The organism is uncultured Rothia sp. (genome assembly GCF_963544205.1).
Taxonomy (GTDB): domain Bacteria; phylum Actinomycetota; class Actinomycetes; order Actinomycetales; family Micrococcaceae; genus Rothia.
The window spans coordinates 30,547-54,745 of the sequence record NZ_CAUUDY010000007.1 but is presented as its reverse complement, the minus strand read 5'-3'; the positions used below and the strand labels follow the sequence as shown (position 1 = coordinate 54,745).

Sequence of the window (24,199 nt, the reverse complement as noted above, 5' to 3'; positions counted from 1 at the left end):
ACGAGGACGAACACCGCCCCTCAAGTCATATCCCAGACAAATCCCACCCAAGCCAGCCCCTCCAGAAAGCGAGGGAGGGCGCCTTCACAGGCTAAGCGAGTATCCTAGAAGCTTCGTATCCCCTAACCGAAACGAGAAAAAGCGTGGAAATCCTGCTGTACGTTGTGGGTATTATCCTCATGGCAATCGCTATTGCCGTCTCGATTGCCCTGCACGAGGTGGGGCATCTGGTGCCCGCGAAGCTGTTCAATGTGCGCGTCCCGCAGTACATGATTGGCTTCGGTAAGACCGTGTTCTCTTTCCGCCGCGGCGAGACTGAGTACGGTTTCAAGGCGATCCCGTTGGGCGGCTACATTTCGATGATTGGCATGTACCCGCCGAGCCCTGCTGAGGTGAAGGAGCACCATGAGGAGGGTCATTCGGGCAGTACCAGCCCGTTTGCGTCCCTGGCTGAGGAGGCGCGCGCAGCGGATGCTGAGCGTCTGCAGCCCGGCGACGAGGACCGCCTGTTCTATAAGTTGCCGGTGCTCAAGCGCATGGTGATTATGTTGGGCGGCCCAACCATGAACCTGCTGATTGGTGTGGTGTGTACTGCTGTGCTGATTTGTGGTTTTGGTACGGCGCAGGTGACGAATAAGGTGTCAGCGGTGTCTGAGTGCGTGCCAAGTGTGAGCGTGACCCATGATTCGATTAGCTATGGCGAGTGTACGGATAAGTCCACCCCGTCGCCCGCGAAGGCAGCGGGCGTGCAGGTGGGTGACCGCGTGGTGGCGGTGAACGGTACCCAGACTGGTTCGTGGGAGGCTGTGTCTTCGGCGATTCGTGCGGCGGGTTCTCATCCGAGCACTTTGACGGTGGAGCGTAATGGTCAGCGTCTGGATTTGTCGGTGACTCCGGTTGAGATGATCCGCCCGGTTTCTGATGGTAAGGGCCAGTATGCGCGTGCCGCGGACGGTTCGATTGCGACGACTCGCGGCGGTTTTGTGGGCATTTCCCCGTCGAGTGAGTTGGTACCCGGTTCTATTACTGAGGTGCCCGCGATGGTGGGCGATACGCTTTCGCGTGTGGGTTCGTCGATGCTTTCGTTGCCGCAGCGTGTGTGGGAGTTGACGGTGACCCTGGTGACCGGTGGCGAGCGTAGTGCTGAGTCGCCGGTGTCTGTGGTGGGTGTGAGCCGTATTGCCGGTGAGGTGACGGCTACTGACCGTATTGATGTGAAGGCGAAGGCTGCGATGTTGGTCTCGCTGGTGGCGAATATGAATCTGATGCTTTTTGCGTTCAACCTGATTCCGCTGTTGCCGCTGGATGGTGGCCACGTGTTGGGTGCTCTCTGGGAGGGTGTGCGTCGCTTCTTTGCACGTCTGACTGGGCGTAAGGATCCGGGTCCGTTTGATCCGGTGAAGTTGCTGCCGTTGACGTATGTGGTTGCGGGCGCATTCATTGTGATGTCTGTCATCCTAATTGTGGCGGATATTGTTAAGCCCATCACCCTGTTTTAGTGTGTTGTCACGCGCGGTAAGGGTACCCGTATTAGTGCTTTCTTTCGCGTCAGTGGCACAATAAAAAGTTGAACGAAGGATGCGTCGTACGTCCTTCATAACCCATGTATGGAGGAAAACCTTGTCGGTCAGCCTTGGTATGCCGAAGCCCGCTCCCGCGGTTCTGTCCCCGCGTCGTAAGACTCGCCAGTTTAAGGTGGGTTCTGTCGGTGTTGGTTCTGAATCTCCGATTTCGGTGCAGTCGATGACGACCACTAAGACCCACGACATTGGTGCGACTCTGCAGCAGATTGCTGAGTTGACCGCTGCCGGTTGCGATATTGTGCGTGTGGCGTGCCCGACTGATAAGGATGCGGAGGCTCTGCCCATTATTGCGAAGCAGTCCCGTATTCCGGTGATTGCTGATATTCACTTCCAGCCGAAGTACGTGTATGCGGCTATTCAGGCTGGTTGCGGTGCTGTGCGCGTGAACCCGGGTAATATCCGTAAGTTCGATGACCAGGTGAAGGAAATCGCTCAGATGGCTTCGGACCACGGCGTTTCTCTGCGTATTGGTGTGAATGCTGGTTCGCTGGATAAGCGTCTGTTGGAGAAGTACGGTAAGGCTACTCCGGAGGCTCTGGTTGAGTCTGCTGTGTGGGAGGCTTCGCTCTTTGAGGAGCATGGTTTCCGTGATTTCAAGATTTCTGTGAAGCATAATGACCCTGTGGTGATGGTGGAGGCGTACCGTCAGCTGGCTGAGCGCGGTGACTGGCCCCTGCACTTGGGTGTGACTGAGGCTGGTCCGGCGTTCCAGGGCACTATTAAGAGCTCTGTGGCGTTCGGTACTCTGCTGTCTCAGGGTATTGGCGATACTATTCGCGTGTCGCTGTCTGCTCCTCCGGTTGAGGAGGTGAAGGTGGGCACCAAGATCCTGGAGTCGCTGAACCTTCGCCCCCGTAAGCTGGATATTGTTTCTTGCCCGTCGTGTGGTCGTGCGCAGGTGAACGTGTGGGAGCTTGCTGAGAACGTGACTAAGGGCCTGGAGCACATGAAGGTTCCGCTGCGTGTTGCCGTGATGGGTTGCGTGGTGAACGGCCCGGGTGAGGCTCGTGAGGCTGACCTGGGTGTGGCGTCCGGTAACGGTAAGGGCCAGATTTTCGTGAAGGGTGAGGTCATTAAGACTGTGCCTGAGGATCAGATTGTTGAGACTCTGATTGAAGAGGCGACCCGTATTGCTGCTGAGATGGAGGCTTCGGGCGAGTATGTTCCCGAGGGGTCCCCGGCTGTTTCGGTGAGCTAGTTAGCTTTTGTGCGCGGAGGCGCCCTGGTGAGGGCGCCTCCGCGCTTTTCCGGTTATGTCCGGTTATGGTGGTGGCAGGCTTGGTGCTTGCCGCTGCCGGTTGTGGCCGCCTGATTCGGCTACTTTTTCGGGGGTGTGTCCCCGTATTTTCACTTAATTTTTGTCGCTCATTCTCTATCACTCAACAGGTCATGTTCACTCTTTTTTCTCGCCGCCGTAAGGCTAATCGTGCCCGGCGTGCTGCTGTTTCGTCTGCTGCTGTTTCGTCGATGGATTCTTCCCCTATGCCTGATCGCGTGAAGGAACACGTTTTTGCTCTGGATGCTCGGTGGTGCGATGAGCTGGAGGAGGTCCTGTTCAGTGACCCGGTCCCGAATCTGTACTCCATTGAGCATTATTTGGCGTGCCCTCTTCCGGTGAGGTCCCCGCGTATTCCGTTGCATTACTATCAGGGTTTTGTGGGTTGTGAGCGTGACGGGCAGTTGTGCTGTGTGCTGCTGTTGGGTTCGAATGTGGTGCCGGTGCGGTTGTGCGGTGCTGCGGTCGAACATGATGTTGCCGAACGTGTAGAAACCTCTGATGCCACCACCCTGGATGCTACGGCGCTCGCGCATCGTGACGCGCTGGCTCAGTTGCTGCTACAGGTGGGTTCTCGTCTGGATTCCATGTTCGGTGAGAGCGCCTTCGTGATGCCCCTGTGGACGCGCATGCAGGAGCTGTGTGAGCAGACTCGCGGCGGTAAGAGCCCGCTGTTGCAGATGTTGCAGCCGAGCCTGGGTGACGGTTGCGATCACCGTGCGCGGGTTCTGTCGGAGCGTCCCAATCAGCCACTGCTGTATCTGCCGCCGGAGAAGGACCTCGCCCGCTTCTACGAGGCGGAGCTTCCTGAGCTACCGGCTCACCTGCCCGCGCCTCTCAAACCCGAGCCCCTCAAGCCGGGGGAGAGTCCCGCCGGTGCTGTCCAACTCAGCGGTGAGGCTGCCGGGTATGCGCGCCTCGCCACCTCCGCGGACCTGGGGGAGCTTCTGCCCGCCGCGGCCGCCATGTTCACCGAGGAGGTCGGCTTCGACCCGGTTGCTCGCTACGGTGACGGCTATGCGGCGCGCCTGCGCACGCTCATTGCCGGTCAGCGTAGCGCCATTGTCACCGATGTAAACGGGCGGGTTATCTTCAAGGCGGATGCGGGCATCGTGAACCTGGACGCCGCACAGGTGCAGGGCGTATGGCTACATCCGGACTACCGCGGCTGCGGTCTGGCTAAGCCGTTCTTTGCCGCCGCCGCGCAGGTTCTGCAGCGCCGCTACCCGCATTTGAGCCTGTACGTGAACGACTACAACGCCCGTGCTCTTGCCATGTACCGGGGGACCGGTTGGGAGCAGATTGGGCAGTTCTCGACCATCATTTTTGAGCGCTAAACACGCCGAACCCTAAAACGCTATAAAATTAAAGACGACTGTGCCTTTTTCGCGGCTCACCCGGTGAGCCTCGGGCACCCTACCTAAACCTATCGACCTTTCAAGGAGAATCGTGGTACTTCGCCTTTCCAACCTCTTCGTGCGCACTCTGCGCGAGGACCCCGTAGACGCTGAGGTCGCCAGCCACAAGCTGCTGGTCCGCGCCGGTTACATCCGCCGCGCAGCCCCCGGCGTGTACACCTGGCTGCCCCTTGGCCTGAAGGTACTGCGCAAGGTCGAGAACATCATCCGCGAAGAGATGGACGCCATCGGTGCGCAGGAAGTTCACTTCCCCGCACTGCTGCCCCGCGAACCCTACGAGGCAACTAACCGCTGGGACGAGTACGGCGACAACCTTTTCCGCCTCAAGGACCGCAAGGGTGCAGACATGCTGCTGGCACCCACCCACGAGGAAATGTTTACCCTGCTGGTGAAGGACCTGTACTCCTCCTACAAGGATTTGCCGGTTTACCTGTACCAGATTCAGACCAAGTACCGCGATGAGGCACGCCCCCGCGCGGGCCTGTTGCGCGGCCGCGAGTTCGTCATGAAGGACTCCTACTCCTTCAACATTGACGATGAGGGCCTGAACGAGGCGTACATGGCTCACCGTGCCGCCTACCAGCGCATCTTTGAGCGCCTGGGCCTGGAGATTGTCATTGTGACCGCACAGTCCGGCGCGATGGGTGGCTCCCGCAGTGAAGAGTTCCTGCACCCGACCCCTATCGGTGAGGACACCTTCGTACGTTCCGCGGGCGGCTACGCGGCAAACGTTGAGGCCGTCACCACCGTGGTTCCCGAGGAAATCGAAATCACCGAGGACACCCCGGCGGCACTCGTTGTGGACACCCCCGACTCCGCCACCATTGAGACCCTGGTGGAGCGCATGAACGAGCTGCACTCCGAGGTGACCGGCGGCACCCTGGATGCTTCGCAGACCCTCAAGTGCTTCCTGGGCACCGTCATCACCCCCTCCGGCGAGCGTAAGGTCTTCGCCGTGGGCGTTCCCGGCGACCGTGCCGTGGACCTGGGCCGCGTTGAGGTCAACATCGGCGCCCTGCTGGGCATCGGCGGCGAGGTTGAGGTTGAGGCAGCCAGCGAAGAGGACCTGAAGGCATACCCGCAGCTGGTCAAGGGCTACATTGGACCCGGCCTGAGCCTGGACGCGCCCCTGTTCGGTGCGCACACCGAGGACGAGGATGCGGTAGCTTCCGCAACCGGCATTCCCTTCTTCGTTGACCCCCGCGTGGTGCGCGGTACCCACTGGGTGACCGGCGCAAACGAAGAGGGCAAGCACGTGGCGAACCTGGTCTTCGGCCGCGACTTCACCGCCGACGGCGTCATCGAGGCGTGCGAGGTGCGCGAAGGCGACCCGGCACCGGACGGCTCCGGCGAACTGGTGGCAGCCCGCGGTATCGAGATGGGCCACATCTTCGCCCTGGGTCGCAAGTACGCTGAGGCACTGGGCCTGAAGGTCCTGGACCAGAACGGCAAGCTGCAGACCGTGACCATGGGCTCCTACGGCGTGGGCGTGACCCGCGCACTGGCTGCTATCGCCGAGGGCAACCACGACGAGAAGGGCCTGATCTGGCCGCGTAACCTGGCACCGGCAGACGTGCACATCGTCATCACCGGCAAGGACGCAGCATCCCACGAGTACGCTGAAGAGCTCAGCGCATCCCTGGAATCCGCCGGCCTGCAGGTCATGCTGGATGACCGCCCGAAGACCAGCCCCGGCGTGAAGTTCGGCGACGCCGAGCTGCTGGGCGTGCCCACCATCCTGGTGATTGGTCGCGGCTTCAAGGACGGCGTGCTGGAGCTGAAGGACCGCCGCAGCGGTGAGGCTCGCGAGGTGTCCGTCGAGAACGCGGTGGCTGAGGTCATCGCTGAGGTGCGCGGCGCCTAAGGCACGCCACTAGCCCGCAAAAACGTAAAACCGTCGCCACCTGCCCTACCTCCCAGGAGGTGGGGCAGGGTAGCGGCGGAAGAATGAAAGAAGAGAACTATGGCATACAAGCCGAAGCGTTCTGGCTCTAAGAAGAGCGCCCCGAATGCGCGCGCTCGCCGTGCCGCATCCCGCGTGGCGAATGGTGTGAACACTCCCCGCACTCGCGTTGAGAGTGAGCCCGTGGTGGAGGCACCGGTGCGCGTGGGTACCCGCGCGATTCGTGAGGAAGAGGTTGCCGAGGCGATTGCCCCGGTCATCTCCGAGTTCTCGCTGGTGCTGGAGGGCCTGAAGATTTCGGGCCCGGCGGCGAACCGCACAGTGAAGATTACGGTGGACTACACCGCTGAGCGTACCGATTCGCTGTCGCTGGATTCCCTCGCGGAGATTTCCGGTGCGATTTCGAGCGCCCTGGACCGTGCGGATGAGAACGACGAGTTCTTCCCCTACGAGCTGGAGGTGTCCTCGCCGGGTGCTACCCGTGCCCTGACCGAGCGCCGCCACTGGGAACGTGCCCGTACCCGCCTGATTGCGGTCACCGCACCCGACGGCACCGAGTACCTGGCGCGTCTGCACGAGGTGCAGGATGAAGGTCCGGTGCTGGCTCGTAAGAAGAACACGAAGAAGGGCCAGAAGGAGTCCTACCACGAGCCGTCTTTGCTTCCGTGGGAAAATATTGCTTCTGCTCACGTCGAGATTGACTTCAATTCGCCCGTTGAGCCGGTAGAATAGAGTTATTAAAGCTTCAGGCACGGGGTGTTCCGTGCCAGGTATATACCGTTCGGGAGCCGGGGCGCATTGAGCGTCCCGGCGCCGTGCTAACTGGGAAAGGCTGAAAAGCGTGGAGGATATTAAAACTATTGACCTGGGCGCACTGCGCGCATTGGCGAAGCAGCGCTCTCTCGTCATGGAGGAGCTCTTCACCCTGGTTGAGAACGCCCTGCTGCTCGCGTACATGAAGCAGCCCGGCGCCATTAAGGGTTCTCGTGCCGTCATCGACCACACCACCGGCGAGTTCGTTATTCTGGCTCCTGAGCTTGATGAGGATAACCAGAAGATTGACGAGTTCGACGATACCCCGAACAACTTTGGCCGTATCGCTGCCGCAACCGTCCGTCAGGTGCTCTCGCAGCGTCTGCGTGACGCTGAGGACGCATCCGTTCTGGGCGAGTTCAAGGACCGTGAGGGCACCCTGGTGTCCGGCGTGATTCAACAGGGCAACAACCCGCGTATGGTTCAGGTTGACCTGGGCACCGTTGAAGCTGTTCTGCCCAGCAACGAGCAGGTTCCGGGCGAGAAGTACCCGCACGGCTCCCGCCTGCGCGCCTACCTGGTGGAGGCTCGCCGCGGCCCCAAGGGCCCCTCGATTGTGGTTTCTCGTTCGCACCCGAACCTGGTTCTGCGCCTGTTCGAGCACGAGGTTCCCGAAATCTCTGAGGGCCTGGTTTCCATTAACTCCATCGCACGTGAAGCTGGCCACCGCTCCAAGATTGCTGTGTCCGCGAAGAACCCGACCATTAACGCTAAGGGTGCGTGCATCGGCGATATGGGTGCCCGCGTGCGTGCGGTTGCTGCCGAGCTGAACGACGAGAAGATTGACATTGTCGACTACTCGACCGATCCGGCAACCTTCATCGCTGCGGCACTGTCCCCGGCGAAGGTCACCGAGGTCATTATCGCGAACCCGCGTGAGTACTCCGCTCGTGCCGTGGTTCCGGATGACCAGCTGTCCCTGGCTATCGGCCGTGAGGGTCAGAACGCACGTCTGGCAGCGAAGCTGACCGGCTGGCGTATCGATATTCTCTCCGAGTCTAAGTACGCTCAGGTTCGTGCCGAGGAAGAGGTTGCAGCTCGCGTGGCTCGTAGCCTGGCTGAAGAAGCTTCCGCTGAGAAGGCAATTGAAGAAGCAGCAGAAGAGTCCGCACAGGACGCTGAATAAGCATTAGCCCCGGTGAGGGGCGTATCCCGCGGCATATCCTTTTGATGCAGGCGCAAGAGATCGGGCAGTAACGTGCCCGGTGTTCTTGCGCCTGCGTCACAGTTTTGCCCATGATTCTTAAAAACGGGATACACTATTAAGATGTGCCGGTGTGTAACCGGGCGCTTTAACGCGCCCTCGCACACGCCGGAATGAGCATCACGAATGTACTGCGAACACGGTTCTGCACACACGCTAGAGAGGGGAGAGGACCATGAGCAATCACGACCTCACCGCAACCTCCGAAGCGTTTGAAGGGCCGGTCCGCACCTGCATCGGATGCCGTGCCCGCGATGAGCAGTACAACCTGCTGCGCATCGCCCGCACACCCGTCACGTCTGCTACCGAGCAGGCGGACACCCCGCCCTATCAGCCCGATACGGCGGGAACTATGCCCGGACGAGGCGCTTGGATCCACCCGAGCGAAAAGTGCGTAGCCGCTCTGCAGAAGAAGAACGGCCTGGCGCGCGCCTTCAAAAAAGCGGTCCCTGCAGCCCAGCTGCAGGCGTGCTGCGAGCAGATTCGAGCCGTGATTGCGGACTCGACCCCCTCGTAGACGCTTTTCGGGCATATGCCCTCTGTAAGTCAACGAGTTTGACGACTTCTTATCTGAAAGCGAGTCAGAAAACTGATGGATATCTAATGAGTGCCGCGAAATGAGTACCCTTTCGTGCTCACCCACCGGCAATTTCACGAATTGGCGCGCCTTCGGGCGTGAACCCCGTAAACATTAGTGTCCGCACCATTCCCGGTGCGGACCGGGAATGGAGAAAATTTGGCTCAGCCTCGAGTACACGAGTTTGCTAAAGAAGTAGGCGTACCTTCCAAGGAAGTTATCGCCAAGCTCAAGGATATGGGCGAGTTCGTTAAGAGCTCCTCTTCCACCCTGAACCCCATGGTTCTGAAGAAGCTGCGCGCGGAATTCCCCGCCGCAGCCGCTAAGCCTGCCGCAAAGGCAGCTCCCGCAGAGTCGGCTGCTAAGCCGGCTCCCAAGCCTGCAGCGGCTAAGCCCGCCGCTAAGCCTGCGGCAGCCCCCAAGCCCGCAGCGGCAAAGCCTGCCGCTAAGCCGGCACCCAAGCCTGCAGCTAAGCCCGCAGCAGCTGAGAGCGCAGCTCCCAAGCCTGCAGCCGCTAAGCCCGCCGCAAAGCCGGCAGCAGCAGCACCCAAGCCCGGCGGCCCCCGCCCGGGTAACAACCCCTTCGCATCCCAGCAGGGCATGGCACGCCCCGAGGCTGCACCGAAGCCGGCAGCACCCAAGCCTGCCGCTCCGAAGCCCGGCCCCAAGCCCGGTCCTCGCCCCGGTAACAACCCCTTCGCATCCCAGCAGGGTATGAAGCGCGGCGGCGGCGACTCCCAGCGTTCCGGCGGTCCCCGTCCGGCACGTAACGGTCGTCCCGGTGGCAACGGTGGCGCACGCCCCGGCGGTAATGGCGGTCCCCGCCCCGCAGGTGGCGCACGCCCCGGCGGCAACGGCGGTCCTCGCCCCGCAGGTGGCGCACGTCCCGGTGCACCCCGTCCGGCTGGTGGTGGCGGCGCACGCCCGAACCCCTCGATGATGCCCAAGGTTTCCAACGTTGGTGGCGGCGCGTCCGGTTCCAACAACGGCGGCGGTAACGGTGGCGGCGCACGTCGCGGCGGCGGTTCCGGCGGCTTCAACCGCGGTCCGGGTCGTCCCGGCCCCGGCGGTCGCGGCAACGCACAGGGTGCATTCGGTCGCGGCGGCTCCAAGCGTAAGGGCCGCAAGTCTAAGGCAGCTCGCCGCCATGAGCAGGAGCAGCTGAACGCACCGGCACCCGGTGGCGTGGTTGTTCCTCGCGGCGACGGCTCGACCGAGATTCGTCTGCGCCGCGGCGCGTCCATCATGGACTTCGCTGAGAAGATTGGCGCAAACCCGGCATCGCTGATTACGGTTCTCTTCCACCTGGGTGAGATGGCTACCCAGACTCAGTCCCTGGACGAGGAGACCTTCGAGCTGCTGGGTGCTGAACTGGGCTACGTCATCAAGATCGTTTCCCCGGAGGATGAGGAGCGCGAGCTGCTCGAGTCCTTCGACATCAACCTCGAAGCCGAAGCAGAAGCTGAGGGCGAGGACGTTCTGGAGGTTCGTCCCCCGGTTGTTACCGTCATGGGTCACGTTGACCACGGTAAGACCCGCCTGCTGGACGCTATCCGTAACACCAACGTCATTGAGGGTGAGGCCGGCGGCATTACCCAGCACATTGGTGCATACCAGGTCCACACCACCGTTGAGGGTGAAGACCGCGCGATTACCTTCATCGATACCCCCGGTCACGAAGCGTTCACCGCTATGCGTGCCCGTGGTGCGAAGGTCACCGACGTGGCGATCCTCGTGGTCGCAGCTGATGACGGCGTTATGCCCCAGACCGTTGAGGCACTGAACCACGCACAGGCAGCTAACGTGCCGATCGTGGTTGCTGTGAACAAGATTGATAAGGAAGGCGCGTCCCCGGACAAGATCCGTGGTCAGCTCACCGAGTACGGTCTGATCCCCGAAGAGTACGGTGGCGACACCATGTTCGTGGACGTCTCCGCTCGCAACGGCACCAACATCGACGAGCTGCTTGAGGCTGTCACCCTGACCGCTGATGTGCTCGAACTGACCGCTAACCCGAACAAGGAAGCACGCGGCGTTGCTATTGAAGCAAACCTGGACAAGGGCCGCGGTGCGGTTTCCACCGTCCTGGTTCAGTCCGGTACCCTGCACGTCGGTGACGCTATCGTTGCCGGTGTTGCTCACGGCCGTGTTCGTGCAATGTTCGATGAGAACGGTCAGGCTGTGAAGGAAGCTGGCCCGTCCCGCCCCGTTCAGGTGCTGGGTCTGTCCACCGTTCCTCGTGCAGGCGACACCTTCCTCTCCACCGAGGAAGAGCGTACCGCTCGTCAGATCGCTGAGAAGCGTGAGGCTGCTGATCGTAACGCTCAGCTGGCTAAGCGTCGTAAGCGCGTGACCCTCGAGTCCTTCGACGCCGCTGTGGCTGAGGGCAAGATGGACACCCTGAACCTGATTATTAAGGGTGACGTCTCCGGTGCTGTGGAAGCACTGGAAGAGTCCCTGATGAAGATCGACGCCGGTGGCGACGAGGTTCAGCTGCGCGTCATCCACCGCGGTGTGGGTGCTATTACCCAGAACGACGTGAACCTGGCAACCGTGGACAACGCGGTGATCATCGGCTTCAACGTCCGCCCGGCAGAGCGCGTTGCAGAACTTGCAGACCGCGAAGGCGTCGAGATGAAGTTCTACTCGGTCATCTACCGTGCGATTGAGGAAATTGAGCAGGCCGTCAAGGGTATGCTCAAGCCCGAGTACGAGGAAGTGGAGCTCGGCTCCGCAGAGATCCGCGAGGTCTTCCGCTCCTCCAAGTGGGGCAACATCGCAGGTTCGATCGTCAAGAACGGCATCATCAAGCGCAACGCCAAGGCACGCCTGGTGCGCGACGGTTCCGTGGTGGCAGACAACCTCACCATCGAGTCGCTGCGTCGCTTCAAGGACGACGCTACCGAGGTTCGCGAAGGTTTCGAGTGTGGTATTGGCCTCGGCTCCTTCAACGACATCAAGGAAGGCGACATTATCGAGACTTGGGAGATGCGCGAAAAGCCGCGTGTCTAAGACTCACACGCTGATGCGCCCGTCACCCGCTAGTGTTCCCGCACCCGCAGGCTTCTAGATTCTAGAGCCGGCGGGGCGGACGCTGGCGGGGCGGGCGCTTCCGCATTACCTGGACCGCCTCCGCAACACCCCGAGTGTTCGCGGAAGCACCACGAGATTTCAAGGAGAAACACATGGCTGATGCAGCCCGCGCGGCACGACTTGCCGACCGCATCAAGGTAATTGTGGCGAAGGCGCTGGAGCGTCGTGTTAAGGATCCCCGCCTCGGTTTTGTGACCATTACCGACGCCCGCGTGACCAACGACCTGCAGCACGCAACCCTTTACTACACCGTGTTCGGTTCCGAGGAGGACGCCGCAAACACCAAGAAGGCGCTGGAATCCGCTAAGGGTATTCTGCGCGCCGAGGTGGGTAAGAACATCACTGCCCGCCTGACCCCCACCCTGACTTTCGTTGCTGACGAGGTTCCCGAGAACGCCTTCCACATTGAGGCGCTTCTGCGTGAGACTCGCGAGCGCGACGCCGCCCTGGCAGCTGCAGCTGAGGGCGCCGAGTACGCTGGTGAGGCTGACCCCTACAAGAAGGATGAGCCTGCCGAGGGTGAGGACGCCTAAGTGGCGAAGAAGCAACCTCAGGGCCCGTCCGGCCTGATGGTCATTGATAAGCCCGCCGGGATGAGCAGCCACGACGCAGTCTCTCAGATGCGTCGTATTGCTGGCACCCGGCGGGTTGGTCACGCCGGTACGCTGGATCCTGCCGCGACCGGCGTGCTGATTTTGGGCATCAATAAGGCGACGAAGCTGCTGACCTACCTGGTCGGTCAGGATAAGACCTATGATGCGACGATTCGCCTGGGCATTGAGACGCTGACCGAGGACGCGGAGGGCGAGCACACTGCCGCCCACCCGGACGACGTTGAGGCGCTGACCGGTTTGGGCGCTGAGCAGATGCGTGCGCGCATCCTGGAGTCTGTGGCGCAGTTGAGCGGCGATATTCTGCAGGTTCCTTCTGCGGTGTCCGCTATTAAGATCAACGGTGTTCGCTCGTATGCGCGTGTGCGTAGCGGTGAGCAGGTTGAGTTGGCGGCGCGTCCGGTGACGATTAGCGAGTTCACGGTGCATTCCGTCAGCCCCGGCTTTGCCGAGTACGTCATCGAGGATCCCGAGAATGAGGGCGAGCACGCGGCAACCTCGGTTCCCGTGATTGACTGCGAGGTGACGGTTTCGTGCTCCTCGGGCACTTACATTCGTGCCCTGGCGCGTGATTTGGGCAAGATTCTGGGCACTGGTGGCCACCTGACGGCTCTTCGTCGTACCCGCGTGGGTGCGGTGGTGCTGGAGGATGCCGCCGATTTGGCGGAGCTGAAGCAGCGCCGTGAAGAGTCGGAGGCTCCGCTGGAGGATTTGCCGCTGCTACCCCTGGAGGAGGCGGCACGCCGCATCTTTGGTGCGCGTGAGCTCACGGCTGCGGAGGCGAGCGATATTTCCTATGGCCGCCGTATTAGCCCCAGCGGTGACGGTTCCGTGGTGAAGCGTGTCGCTCACGCGAGCGCGGATGAGTCCGGCGCGGTGCAGCATGCCAGCGTTGAGGGTATTGTGGCGGGTTTCGCCCCGGACGGTACCCTGGTCGCTCTGCTGGAGAACAAGAAGCAGCGCGGGAAGGTGCAGGCCGCCCCGGTGCTGGTTTTTGAGGCGAATCGTTCCTTCAACTAGGCGTTGAGGCATTATGATGGGCGAAGAGGGTTCGGTATTTGCACCTGCCTAAGCCTGATTCCTCAAGCCTGATTGATTCAGCACCCTATTGAACGTGCGCCCTCATTCAACGCGCTAACTGATACAACCCTGAACACACAAGACAACTCGTGCGGGTGCTCCGGCCCTGCTGAAGGAGAGAAGATGAGCGAGAACCAGAGCTCCGCTAAGAAGGCGAGTGAGCCTCGTACCGCGCCGGTACCGCGCGTAGAGTCTGCACAGACTGAAGCTGCTGCGAAGGCGGGTACTGCTAAGCCTGCTGAGTCCACTATTTCTGCGGCGAAGGCACCCGAGGGTGTCCGCGTGACCGCACCGACTGCCGGCGATAAGGCATCGCAGAAGGCGGCTAAGAAGGCTGAGAAGAAGGCAACCCGCGAGGCGTTTGCCCGCCCCAAGAGCATTGAGGAGGCGGCTAAGCCTCAGAACCGTGCGGCGTTCCGTGCGGCGGTGGCGCTGTACGGTCTGTTCATGATTGCGTACGGTGTGTGGCAGGTTCTGGGCGGTATCCGCGTGATTCCGGATGCGCCTCAGGATTTTGCGAACCCCTCGGTGCAGTCGAACTACGTGTTCTTCGCGGCAACCTATGTGGGTGTGGGCCTGTCCTTCGTGTTCATTGCCCTGAAGTTCAAGTGGGTGAACATGCTCGCGTTCTCCTGCCTGGTGGTTTTCCTGGGTGGCGTGGGTCGTATCCTGTCGTGGGCGTTCTTCGGCACCCCGCACTGGTCGCTGATCGTGCTGATGGTGACTGAGCTTGTGATTCCTCCGTGTCTGCTGGTGTGGTACGGCTGGATTAACAAGTCCAATAAGATTCGCGAGGAGATGCTGAAGGCTTCTCGTAACCAGGCTCGTAAGTAGTCGTAATGCCCGGGAAGGTTCCTGCCGCACGGTGGGGTGCCTGCCCGGGCTTTCTTATGGGCGGGGTTCGCACGGTGCGGCTCTTTCGACGTGTGCCTCGACGTGTGCCGGAGGCGCCTCCAGACTCCGTGACGGCAGGGGAGAGGGCATCGCCTGCGAGGGGCACCGTCCCATTCCCTGTTGATTCCCGTTTTGAATTCTGCATCCTGCCGCCTGTGGTCTAGGATGGATAGGTACATTTATCTTTTTCAGGAGAGCCCGTGACCCTCTACACCGCTTTGAGCGAGGTCCCCGCCGGCTACGGCCCCTCGGTCGTGACCATCGGCAATTTTGACGGCGTGCACCGTGGACATGCCCGCGTGATTTCGCGCGTGGTCTCCCTTGCTGAAGAGCACGGTTTGAGCTCTATTGCGGTCTCTTTTGACCCGCACCCGATGCAGGTGCACCGCCCCGAGGTGACCCACCACGACATCATGGGTCAGGGCTCGCGCCGCTACTTCATGTGCCTGCTGGGCCTGAACGACTACCTGCTGCTGAACTACAACCTGGAGTTCGCTGCGCAGACCCCCGAAGAGTTCGTGAAGACCACCTTCGTGGATGCGCTGAACGCGCGTTTCGTGGTCATTGGTGACGACGTGCGCTTTGGCAAGAACAACTCCGGCGACCTGAACACCATGCGTGAGCTGGGGGAGAAGTACGGCTTCGAGGTCGTGGTCGTTGAGGACCTGATGGTGGATGAGAACACCCGCTGCTCCTCGACCCGCATCCGCCAGCTGCTGCTGGAGGGCGATATGTCCGCCGCAACCGAGCTGCTGGGCCGCCACCACATGATGGCTGGCGAGGTTGTGCACGGTCTGGCGCGTGGCCGTGAGCTGGGCTTCCCGACCGCGAACCTTGAGCTTGAGGCGCGCGGCCTGATTCCCGCCGACGGCGTGTACGCCGGCTGGCTCGTGGACGAGTCCGGTAATCGTCATCCTTCCGCTATTTCGGTGGGTACGAACCCGACTTTTGACGGTATTGAGCACCGTCAGGTTGAGGCGCACGTGATTGACCGCCCCGAGGAGCGCGTGGAGGATTTCAACCTGTACGGTCAGCGCGTGCTGATTGAGTTCGTGAAGCGTCTGCGCCCCATGGTGGCGTACACCGGCGTTGAAGCGCTGATTGAGCAGATTAACGATGACGTGGTGCAGACCCGCGAGGTGCTGGCTGAGGATGCGAAGAACTACTGCCCGCCGGAGTGCCCGGTGCAGGCGGAAGTGAAGCAGCCCGGCCTCTAAGAGCAACAGCCTGCGCTCATAGCTTTTGCCTTTAACGGCTTTGAAGCCCCGGCGGTAGATTTTCGGATCTGCCCCGGGGCCTTTGCGTACCCGCCCCTATGCGCCGGAGCGGCTACCTGCCGTACGGCACCCCTGTTTTAGTCGCCCCGGTTTTAAGAGAAGATAGAGTCATGGAAAAAATGAACGTCGAATCCTTCAACCTCGACCACCGCGCCGTAGCAGCACCCTACGTGCGTATCGCGGACCGTAAGGTTCTGCCCGGTGGCGACACCCTCATCAAGTACGATATCCGCTTCACCCAGCCGAACACCGCGCACCTGGAAATGCCGACCGTGCACTCCATCGAGCATCTGAGCGCCGAGCACATGCGCAACCACACCGACCGTTTGATTGATTTCTCCCCGATGGGTTGCCAGACCGGTTTCTACGCGCTGACCCTGGGCTTGGAGCCCGAGGAGTTCTTCCCGATTCTGGAGGCAACCCTCAACGATATCCTGAACGCTACCGAGGTTCCGGCGGCGAACGAGGTGCAGTGCGGTTGGGGAGCTAACCACACCCTCGAGGGTGCGCAGGCTGCGGCTCGCGAGTTCCTCGCGGCACGCGATGAGTGGGCGCAGGTGATGGCGTAATGAGCGCGCAGATTCCTGACGCTTTCGCATCCGCCTTCAACCCGGTGGACTTTGACCCGAACGCTTTTGACCCGGCTGAGGCGTTTAACAGCATGTTTGAGCTGATGGACGGCATGTCCAACGCCATCATTATTCAGGTGGCGATGGACGAGGAGCTTGCACCGTTCCTGAAGGTGACCGAGGAGCTGCAGCCCTCCTTCACCGAGGGTACCGCCCAGTTCCACCCGCGCTACCTGCAGGTGGGCGAGGACCAGGTTCCGCTGCTGCTGGTCCGCTCGAAGATTGGTCTGGTGAACGCGGCGAGCGCCGTGACCGAGGCGATTAGCTACTCCTCGAACTGCCTGGGCGCCATTAGCGCGGGCACCGCCGGCGGTTTGGCTCGCGGCATTAACGTGGGCGACGTGCTGATTGGCGAGAACTACACCTACACTGACGCCGACGCGACCGCATTCGGTTACGCGCGCGGACAGGTTCCGGGCATGCCCGAAAGCTACGACGGCCAGGCGGATGAGTGGCAGGATGCTCTGGAGCATGCGCTCGCCGCGCTGGAGCCGGTGCGTGAGCAGGCTGAGAGCGCGTGGGAGGTACGCCGCGGCCAGATGCTGGCGGGCAACTCCTTCGTGACCGCACACAACGTGAAGGACACCCGCGAGGCGTTCGAGGGCGCCATCAGCACCGACATGGAGACCACCGCTATTGCGCAGGTCTGCCACAACTACGAGATTCCGTTTATCGGTGTGCGTTGCGTGTCTGATTTGTGCGGCCCGGAGGCTGACCAGGACTTCCACCTGGCGATGGATGTTGTGGCTCCTCGTTCGGCTCGTTACGCCCTGCAGCTGGCTGCTGAGCTGTGGACCGAGGCGCAGCTGGAGGCGCTGGATCTGGCTCTCTAAACCTCTAGAACACGCGGTAAGACTGCGGCGGGATGCGAATTTGAACCCGCTGTTTGAAATGCCGGAGGAAGTGCCGGGGCGTGGACCTGATGGGTTCACGCCCCGGTCTTTTGCACTCGGTCTCTGCGCCCGGTTATACCCCTGAACCGCGAGAAATGCAGAAATATTAACCGCGGTGAATACACATTCTGTGTGTCGTGGAGTACTATGAATGAGGAAACTATCCGATCTCACAGAGGAGTACGTCGTGAAGTTCTGTCCGACTCTCGCCTCCGTCACCGGCCTGCTCGGTGGCTACAAGGTTGCTACCAGCACTGGCGTTCGCCCGCTCGGTGGCGCTGTCCTGGCACTGTGCGGTGCCGTGGCTTACAAGAATTGGAAGCGTAAGGCTGGCGCAGGCCGTGCCACCTTCCTCACCGCTGTATACCTCGGCGCGTTCGGCGCCGCTCATCCGCTCGCCAAGAAGCTTGGCGCGTGGCCTGCAGTCTACACCGTGACTGCTGCAACCGCTCTGTGCTCTATCGTCATTGGACGTAAGCGACAGAAGTAGTCTTTGCATCAAAGACGGCGGAAAGGCAACGTTGCCTTCCCGCCGTCTTTTGTATTCCCTCCCGCCGTACCGGCCGGGTGGGGGTACGCCGGGGCGACGCGCGAAGGCAACCCCTTCTGCGTAACGCCCCATCACTCGATGGGGAGTGAATCAACCGGTACCGCTCTCAGCCACCTGCTGAACTGCGGCACCACCCGATAAGTTTCCCCGCCACCGGCGGGTACACCCCACGAGGTAAAGGAAAAGAAGAAGATGAATATCACCCCGGACTCATCCCCGGTACAGCAGGGAGTAGCGGCAGCTGCCTCTGAGAGCCCGCAGCTAGCGCGTGGACTCTCCCTGCGCCACATTATGTTCATCGCCCTCGGCTCCGCCATTGGTACGGGCCTGTTCTACGGCTCGGCATCCGCCATTCAGCTGGCGGGCCCCTCCGTGCTGCTTGCCTACGTTATTGGCGGCGCGGCAGTGTTCATGGTGATGCGCGCAATGGGCGAACTCGCCCTGGCGCACCCGGTTTCCGGCGCGTTCTCTGAATACGCGACCCGCTACCTTGGACGCTGGGCGGGCTTCGTGACCGGCTGGACCTACGCCCTGGAAATGGCGCTGGTCGCCATCGCGGACGTCACCGCTTTCGCCGTGTACATGAAGTTCTGGTTCCCGAACAGCCCATCCTGGATTTGGATTGTTTCAGTCCTGCTGATTCTGCTCGCCATTAACCTGGCGAAGGTCAAGGCGTTTGGTGAGACCGAATTCTGGTTCACCCTCGTGAAGGTCAGCGCCATTATCGCCATGATTGTTGGCGGTATCGCCCTGCTCTTCGTGGGCGTGCAGGCGCACGACTCCGTGGCGCCCTCGGTCACGAACCTCTGGGCTCTTGAGGGCGGCTTCTTCGCGAATGGCTTCTCGGGCTTCCTCGCTTGCTTTACCGTGGTGATGTTTGCCTTCGGTGGTATCGAGAACATCGGTATTGCCGCCGGTGAGGCGAAGGACCCGCGCACCTCAATCCCTAAGGCGATTCGCACGGTTCCGTTCCGCATCCTCATCTTCTACATTCTGACCCTGTCCGTCATCATGTCCCTGTACCCCTGGTACTCGGTGACCAAGGCGAACTCGCCGTTCGTGCAGATTTTTGAGGGCCTGGGCATTCCGGCTGCTGCTTCGATTCTGAACGTGGTCATCATTACCGCCGCCATTTCGGCCCTGAACGCGGACGTGTACGGTGCCGGCCGCATGATGTACGGCCTGGCAAAGCAGAACCTCGCCCCCGCATCCTTCGCGAAGGTCACGAAGAACGGCGCACCCTGGATGACCACCCTCATCATGGTGCTGGTTATGGCGGTCGGCGTGATCGTGAATGTCCTCTTCGAGAATGCCTTTGAGGTGGTCGCCTCCCTGGCAACCTTCGCGACCGTATTCGTGTGGGTCATGATTCTGCTGGCGCACATCGCATTCAAGCGTAGCGGCGCCGATACTGACCCACAGCCGGTACGCCAGCCCCTGTGGCTGAGCTACCTGGCGTTGGCGTTCATGATTTTTATCGTGGTGCTCTTCGGCTTCTTCGCTGACACCCAGCTGGCGCTGGTGATGGGCGCGATCTGGTGCCTGTTCCTGCTGGGCTACTACCGCCTCGTGGTGGTGCGCGCTCGCGCTGAAGCATAAATACCGAATAAACGTAGAGCTGGTGTGAGAGCCCGGTGTAAGAAACCGGTGTAAGAAACCGGCTGTGAAGCCCGGCGACCGGTAGTGTGATGAGCTACCTGCCGCCGGGCTTCTGCTCACCCTTCCACGAAAGCGTCCCGGTAGCGTAGAATGGGAAGAACGCGTCTGCAGTCCGCAGTAGACGACGTGTATTACAGGGCGTAAGCCCACCACCCGGCGGCAACCGTCCGTACGGGACGTATGCGGTACTAACTCTAGGAGTTAAAAAGTGGCACTGGATCCCGCTGTCAAGCAGGCAATCATCAAGGAATACGCAACCCACGAGGGCGACACCGGTTCGCCCGAGGTTCAGATTGCAGTTCTGTCTCGTCGTATCGCCGACCTGACCGAGCACCTGAAGTTCCACAAGCACGATCACCACTCCCGTCGTGGCCTGATGATCCTCGTTGGTCGTCGCCGCAACATGCTCGGCTACCTGAAGAGCGTCGACATCGAGCGTTACCGTTCGCTGATCGAGCGCCTGGGCCTGCGCCGATAAAACAGGAGCGTCTTGACGCTTTTGTGGTGATTAATCGCCTTTAGGCGGTGTGTGCGGACGTGCTGTCAGCACTACCAACCCTCCAATCCGGAGGCGGGTAGCGCCAGCGCGTCCGTACTGCCGCGTTGAGGGGCGCATCTTCCGCTGGCTAGATTCCACACTGGAATTCCAAGCTAGGCAACGTGAGAAGATGCCGCCCCGCCTGAAAGAAAGAACACGGGCCGTACCGGCACACACGCCGCGGTCCTCGGTAGCGAATTACGGAACAACACCACCCCACAACCTCGCCGATAAAAATCGGGCATAAGTAGGGGAGCAGTGCCGTGGTTTCCTATCGAAGGCCGACTCGTGCGCCGTACGGCCTACCAAGAAGAAAGAAGGAACCGTGGAAGGTCCCGAAATCAAGTTTGCCGAAGTCGAAATCGACAACGGCATTCACGGTAAGCGCCACGTGCGCTTTGAAACCGGCCGCCTCGCAAAGCAGGCCGCTGGCTCCGTCCTCGTCACCATCGATGACGAGACCACCCTGCTCTCCGCAACCGCAATCGGCAAGTCTCCCCGCGAGGGCTTCGACTTCTTCCCGCTGACCGTGGACGTGGAAGAGCGCATGTACGCAGGCGGCAAGATCCCCGCATCGTACTTCCGCCGCGAAGGCCGCCCCAGCACCGAGGCAATCCTGGCAGCCCGCCTGATTGACCGCCCGCTGCGCCCCGCCTTCACCAAGGGCATCCGCAACGAGGTTCAGGTCGTTGTCACCGTCCTGACCTACGAGCCGGACGAAATTTACAACACCTTCGCAATCAACGCTGCCTCCGCATCGACCTCGCTGTCCGGTGCGCCGTTCAACGGCCCCATCGGTGGCGTGCGCATGGCACTGATTGACGGCCAGTGGGTCTGCTTCCCCAAGTACTCCCAGCTGGAAAACGCAGTGTTCGACATGGCTGTTGCAGGTCGTATCGTCACCAAGGCTGACGGTACCGAAGACGTCGCCATCATGATGGTTGAGGCTGAAGCAACCGACAACTCCTGGAAGCTCATCAAGGAAGACGGCCAGACCGCTCCCACCGAAGAGATCGTTGCAGAGGGCCTGGAAGCTGCTAAGCCCTTCATCGCAGCACTGTGCAAGGCACAGGCTGACCTGGTGGCTCGCGCAGGCAAGCCCGCCCTGGACCTGCCCTTCTTCGGCGGCCACGGCGAGGACGTCGACGCAGCAGTTGAAGCATTCGCAGCAGACCGCCTGGCAGAGGTGTACTCCATCGCTGGCAAGCAGGAACGCGAAGCAGCGGCAGCCGAGCTGCAGGAAGAGCTCATGGAAGCTCTCACCGGCGAAGGCAAGGAATTCGAAGAGCGCTCCAACGAGGTCTCCGTAGCATTCGCTGCACTGACCAAGCACGTGGTTCGCCAGCGCATCCTCACCGAGCAGGTCCGTATCGACGGCCGCGGCCTGACCGACATCCGCCAGCTCACCGCTGAGGTTGAAATCCTGCCCCGCGTTCACGGTTCCGCTCTCTTCGAGCGCGGCGAAACCCAGATCATGGGTATCACCACCCTGAACATGCTCAAGATGGAGCAGCAGCTGGACTCCCTGCACCCGGTCAAGTCCAAGCGTTACATCCACCACTACAACTTCCCGCCGTACTCCACCGGTGAGACTGGCCGCGTGGGTTCGCCCAAGCGCCGCGAAATCGGTCACGGTGCCCTCGCAGAGCGCGCAATCACCCCGGTGTTGCCCTCCCGCGAAGAGTTCCCCTACGCAATCCGTCAGGTCTCCGAGGCTCTGGGCTCCAACGGCTCGACCTCCATGGGTTCGGTGTGTGCATCGACCCTGTCCCTGCTGAACGCCGGTGTGCCGCTGCGCGCACCCGTTGCAGGTATCGCAATGGGCCTGGTCTCTGACGAGGTTGACGGCGAGACCCGCTACGCAGCCCTGACCGACATCCTCGGTGCGGAAGACGCACTGGGCGATATGGACTTCAAGGTTGCCGGTACTTCCGAGTTCGTGACCGCTATCCAGCTGGACACCAAGCTCGACGGCATCCCCGCATCCGTGCTCGCTGGCGCACTGACCCAGGCACGTGAGGCTCGCCTGCACATCCTCGAGGTGCTCGTCAGCGCGATTGACGCACCGGACGAGATGAGCGAGTTCGCACCGCGCATTATTTCCGTGAAGATCCCGGTCGCCAAGATCGGTGAGGTCATCGGCCCCAAGGGTAAGATGATCAACCAGATTCAGGAAGACACCGGCGCAGACATCTCCATTGAGGACGACGGCACCGTGTACATCGGTGCAGCTGACGGCCCCTCCGCCGAGGCTGCACGTTCGGCAGTGAACGCTATCGCTAACCCGCAGGTTCCCGAGGTCGGCGAACGCTACCTGGGTACCGTGGTGAAGGTGACCGACTTCGGTGCGTTCATCTCCCTGACCCCCGGTAAGGACGGCCTGCTGCACATCTCCGAGATGCGTAAGCTCAACGGCGGCAAGCGCGTTGTTGACGCTGAGGACGTTGTCTCCGTGGGCCAGAAGGTCCAGGTGGAGATCACCAAGATTGATGACCGCGGCAAGCTCTCGCTCGCACCGGTCGTTGAGGGCGGCGACGACGAGTAGTCGTAACCCCCGCTAAGTGATGAGGGGCGTTCGGCGCACCCGGTGCGGTTCATTCCCCGCCGGATGCACCGGGCGCCCCTTCGCTGTGCTTGTATGCATCTTCTGACGCTCACCCGCTCTATTAGCCGGACTGTCTACTCCCGGACTGTCTACTGCTAACGGGACGGTGAGCTCACCTTCAGACGTACCTGTTGAAAGGTTCTTCTCTCTATGTCTATTTCCCTGCCCGTCGAGCTTGAGGCGATTGCCGAAGAGCTCAACTACGAGCACGGCCGCCTCATCTACGAGGGTGTAGGCGGTAACGAGGTGCGCCGCTCCATCCTGCCCGGTGGCGTACGCGTGATTACCGAAAAAATGCCCGGTACTCGCGGCGTATCCATCGGCTTCTGGGTGGGAGTCGGCTCCCGCGACGAGGCCCCCGGCATGCTCGGCTCCACCCACTTCCTGGAGCACCTGCTGTTCAAGGGCACCGGCACCCGCACCGCCCTGGACATTGCATCCTCCTTCGACGCGGTAGGCGGCGAATCTAACGCCCTGACCGCTAAGGAGCACACCTGCTACTACGCGCGTGTGCTCGACGATGACGCACCCATGGCGGTGGACGTCATCACCGACATGGTCACCAACGCCCTGCTGGACCCGGCTCACCTGGAGCAGGAACGCGGCGTGATCCTCGAAGAGATCGCCATGGACCAGGACGACCCGACCGACGTGGCTTTCGAGAACTTCGTGGAGCAGCTCATGGGAGATAACCCGCTGGGCCGCCCCATTGGCGGTACCCCGCAGGAGATTACCGAGGTGCCGCGTGACGCCGTGTGGGAGCACTACAAGCGCTACTACACCCCGGACCGCCTGGTGATTTCTGCGGCCGGTTCGCTGGAGCACAGCACCATGGTCCGCCTCGTGCTGGAGGCGCTGACCCGCTACGGCTGGAACTTGCAGGAGGGTGTGGCACCAGCTCCGCGTCGCGTGCGTACCGACAGCGGCATTGTGCCGCTGAGCGAGCTGCGCGAGGTGGAGAAGGGCTTCGAGCAGACCAACATTGTGATGGGCTGCCCGAGCATTATCGCCGGCGACGACCGCCGCTACGCGATGAGCGTGCTGACCAGCGCGTTCGGCGCGGGCATGTCTTCGCGCCTATTCCAGGAGATTCGCGAGAAGCGCGGCCTCGCCTACAGCACGTTCGCGTTCTCTGGCGCGTACTCGGATGCCGGCTACTTCGGCATGTACGCGGGTTGCCTACCCGCCAAGACCGAGCAGGTGCGCGAGGTCATGGGCTACGAGTTCGATAAGCTCGCCACCGCCGGTATTACCGAGGAGGAGCTGACGAAGGTCCGCGGTCAGCTGGCTGGATCCACCGTGCTTGGTAGCGAGGATTCGGGTTCGCGCATGTCCCGCCTGGGCCGTGCCGAACTGGATTCCGGTCTGTTCACCAGCACCGACGAGCTGCTGGAGAAGATCCGCGCGGTCTCCCTGGAAGAGGTCCGCGACCTGGCGGCGTACCTGGGTGAGCAGCAGATGATTACCACCATCGTGCGCTAACTCTCAACGCTCATGAAGCACAAAAATGCCCGTTCCCACACCCCAACTGAGGGGGAGGGAACGGGCATTTTCTTTGTCTGAAGCAGCGCTTACGGGCGCTCTGCCGCTGATGCT

General features: G+C 61.5%; 19 protein-coding genes. All 19 read left to right on the top strand.

Going from position 1 to position 24,199, the window contains the following annotated elements:
* The first annotated feature begins 143 nt into the window (after positions 1-143).
* Positions 144-1,499, top strand: a complete 1,356-nt coding sequence (locus tag RWZ58_RS05215; RefSeq protein ID WP_314657896.1) for a site-2 protease family protein — start codon at positions 144-146, stop codon at positions 1,497-1,499.
* 139 nt (positions 1,500-1,638) lie between these two features.
* Complete coding sequence (ispG, locus tag RWZ58_RS05210; protein WP_044142245.1) at positions 1,639-2,781, top strand: flavodoxin-dependent (E)-4-hydroxy-3-methylbut-2-enyl-diphosphate synthase; 1,143 nt, start codon at positions 1,639-1,641, stop codon at positions 2,779-2,781.
* 191 nt (positions 2,782-2,972) lie between these two features.
* Positions 2,973-4,196: a GNAT family N-acetyltransferase gene (locus tag RWZ58_RS05205; protein ID WP_314657895.1), complete on the top strand. Its 1,224-nt coding sequence runs from the start codon at positions 2,973-2,975 to the stop codon at positions 4,194-4,196.
* A gap of 112 nt (positions 4,197-4,308) precedes the next feature.
* Complete coding sequence (locus tag RWZ58_RS05200; RefSeq protein ID WP_303983261.1) at positions 4,309-6,141, top strand: proline--tRNA ligase; 1,833 nt, start codon at positions 4,309-4,311, stop codon at positions 6,139-6,141.
* 99 nt (positions 6,142-6,240) lie between these two features.
* Positions 6,241-6,912: a ribosome maturation factor RimP gene (gene rimP / locus RWZ58_RS05195; protein WP_049328006.1), complete on the top strand. Its 672-nt coding sequence runs from the start codon at positions 6,241-6,243 to the stop codon at positions 6,910-6,912.
* Positions 6,913-7,021: 109 nt separating this feature from the next.
* Positions 7,022-8,119, top strand: coding sequence for a transcription termination factor NusA (gene nusA / locus RWZ58_RS05190; RefSeq protein WP_049328007.1), 1,098 nt, complete (start codon positions 7,022-7,024; stop codon positions 8,117-8,119).
* Between the two features lie 253 nt (positions 8,120-8,372).
* Positions 8,373-8,714 carry a YlxR family protein gene (locus RWZ58_RS05185; protein ID WP_314657894.1) on the top strand — a complete coding sequence of 114 codons (342 nt, stop codon included), beginning with the start codon at positions 8,373-8,375 and terminating at the stop codon, positions 8,712-8,714.
* A 219-nt stretch (positions 8,715-8,933) separates the two neighbouring features.
* Positions 8,934-11,786: a translation initiation factor IF-2 gene (gene infB / locus RWZ58_RS05180; protein ID WP_314657893.1), complete on the top strand. Its 2,853-nt coding sequence runs from the start codon at positions 8,934-8,936 to the stop codon at positions 11,784-11,786.
* A gap of 173 nt (positions 11,787-11,959) precedes the next feature.
* Complete coding sequence (gene rbfA, locus RWZ58_RS05175; protein ID WP_005507090.1) at positions 11,960-12,400, top strand: 30S ribosome-binding factor RbfA; 441 nt, start codon at positions 11,960-11,962, stop codon at positions 12,398-12,400.
* Entirely contained in the window at positions 12,401-13,498 is a 1,098-nt protein-coding gene (truB, locus tag RWZ58_RS05170) for a tRNA pseudouridine(55) synthase TruB (RefSeq protein ID WP_314657892.1), read from the top strand.
* A 183-nt stretch (positions 13,499-13,681) separates the two neighbouring features.
* The gene (locus RWZ58_RS05165; protein ID WP_314657891.1) at positions 13,682-14,392 is read left to right on the top strand and encodes a DUF4345 family protein; all 711 of its coding nucleotides are present in this window, start codon (positions 13,682-13,684) and stop codon (positions 14,390-14,392) included.
* Positions 14,393-14,652: 260 nt separating this feature from the next.
* Positions 14,653-15,669: a bifunctional riboflavin kinase/FAD synthetase gene (locus tag RWZ58_RS05160; protein WP_314657890.1), complete on the top strand. Its 1,017-nt coding sequence runs from the start codon at positions 14,653-14,655 to the stop codon at positions 15,667-15,669.
* Between the two features lie 170 nt (positions 15,670-15,839).
* Complete coding sequence (locus RWZ58_RS05155; protein ID WP_005507094.1) at positions 15,840-16,298, top strand: S-ribosylhomocysteine lyase; 459 nt, start codon at positions 15,840-15,842, stop codon at positions 16,296-16,298.
* Positions 16,298-17,191, top strand: a complete 894-nt coding sequence (mtnN, locus tag RWZ58_RS05150) for a 5'-methylthioadenosine/S-adenosylhomocysteine nucleosidase (protein WP_314657889.1) — start codon at positions 16,298-16,300, stop codon at positions 17,189-17,191. The genes RWZ58_RS05155 and mtnN overlap by 1 nt, the downstream gene beginning before the upstream one ends.
* 211 nt (positions 17,192-17,402) lie before the next feature.
* Positions 17,403-17,741: a hypothetical protein gene (locus RWZ58_RS05145; protein ID WP_313968683.1), complete on the top strand. Its 339-nt coding sequence runs from the start codon at positions 17,403-17,405 to the stop codon at positions 17,739-17,741.
* Between the two features lie 252 nt (positions 17,742-17,993).
* Complete coding sequence (locus RWZ58_RS05140) at positions 17,994-19,400, top strand: amino acid permease (RefSeq protein WP_314657888.1); 1,407 nt, start codon at positions 17,994-17,996, stop codon at positions 19,398-19,400.
* A gap of 268 nt (positions 19,401-19,668) precedes the next feature.
* A complete protein-coding gene (rpsO, locus tag RWZ58_RS05135; protein ID WP_005507098.1) occupies positions 19,669-19,938 on the top strand; it encodes a 30S ribosomal protein S15 in 270 nt (89 codons plus the stop codon).
* Positions 19,939-20,323: 385 nt separating this feature from the next.
* On the top strand, positions 20,324-22,543 hold the full coding sequence (locus tag RWZ58_RS05130) for a polyribonucleotide nucleotidyltransferase (RefSeq protein WP_314657887.1): 2,220 nt from the start codon (positions 20,324-20,326) through the stop codon (positions 22,541-22,543).
* A 210-nt stretch (positions 22,544-22,753) separates the two neighbouring features.
* Positions 22,754-24,085, top strand: coding sequence for a pitrilysin family protein (locus RWZ58_RS05125; protein WP_049341706.1), 1,332 nt, complete (start codon positions 22,754-22,756; stop codon positions 24,083-24,085).
* Positions 24,086-24,199: the final 114 nt, after the last annotated feature.

Coding starts and splice junctions, on each gene's coding strand:
- ispG (WP_044142245.1), top strand. CDS start 1,639: ATGCCGAAGCCCGCTCCCGCGGTTCTGTCCCCGCGTCGTAAGACTCGC.
- RWZ58_RS05205 (WP_314657895.1), top strand. CDS start 2,973: ATGTTCACTCTTTTTTCTCGCCGCCGTAAGGCTAATCGTGCCCGGCGT.
- rimP (WP_049328006.1), top strand. CDS start 6,241: ATGGCATACAAGCCGAAGCGTTCTGGCTCTAAGAAGAGCGCCCCGAAT.
- RWZ58_RS05185 (WP_314657894.1), top strand. CDS start 8,373: ATGAGCAATCACGACCTCACCGCAACCTCCGAAGCGTTTGAAGGGCCG.
- rbfA (WP_005507090.1), top strand. CDS start 11,960: ATGGCTGATGCAGCCCGCGCGGCACGACTTGCCGACCGCATCAAGGTA.
- RWZ58_RS05165 (WP_314657891.1), top strand. CDS start 13,682: ATGAGCGAGAACCAGAGCTCCGCTAAGAAGGCGAGTGAGCCTCGTACC.
- RWZ58_RS05155 (WP_005507094.1), top strand. CDS start 15,840: ATGGAAAAAATGAACGTCGAATCCTTCAACCTCGACCACCGCGCCGTA.
- mtnN (WP_314657889.1), top strand. CDS start 16,298: ATGAGCGCGCAGATTCCTGACGCTTTCGCATCCGCCTTCAACCCGGTG.
- RWZ58_RS05145 (WP_313968683.1), top strand. CDS start 17,403: ATGAGGAAACTATCCGATCTCACAGAGGAGTACGTCGTGAAGTTCTGT.
- RWZ58_RS05140 (WP_314657888.1), top strand. CDS start 17,994: ATGAATATCACCCCGGACTCATCCCCGGTACAGCAGGGAGTAGCGGCA.
- RWZ58_RS05125 (WP_049341706.1), top strand. CDS start 22,754: ATGTCTATTTCCCTGCCCGTCGAGCTTGAGGCGATTGCCGAAGAGCTC.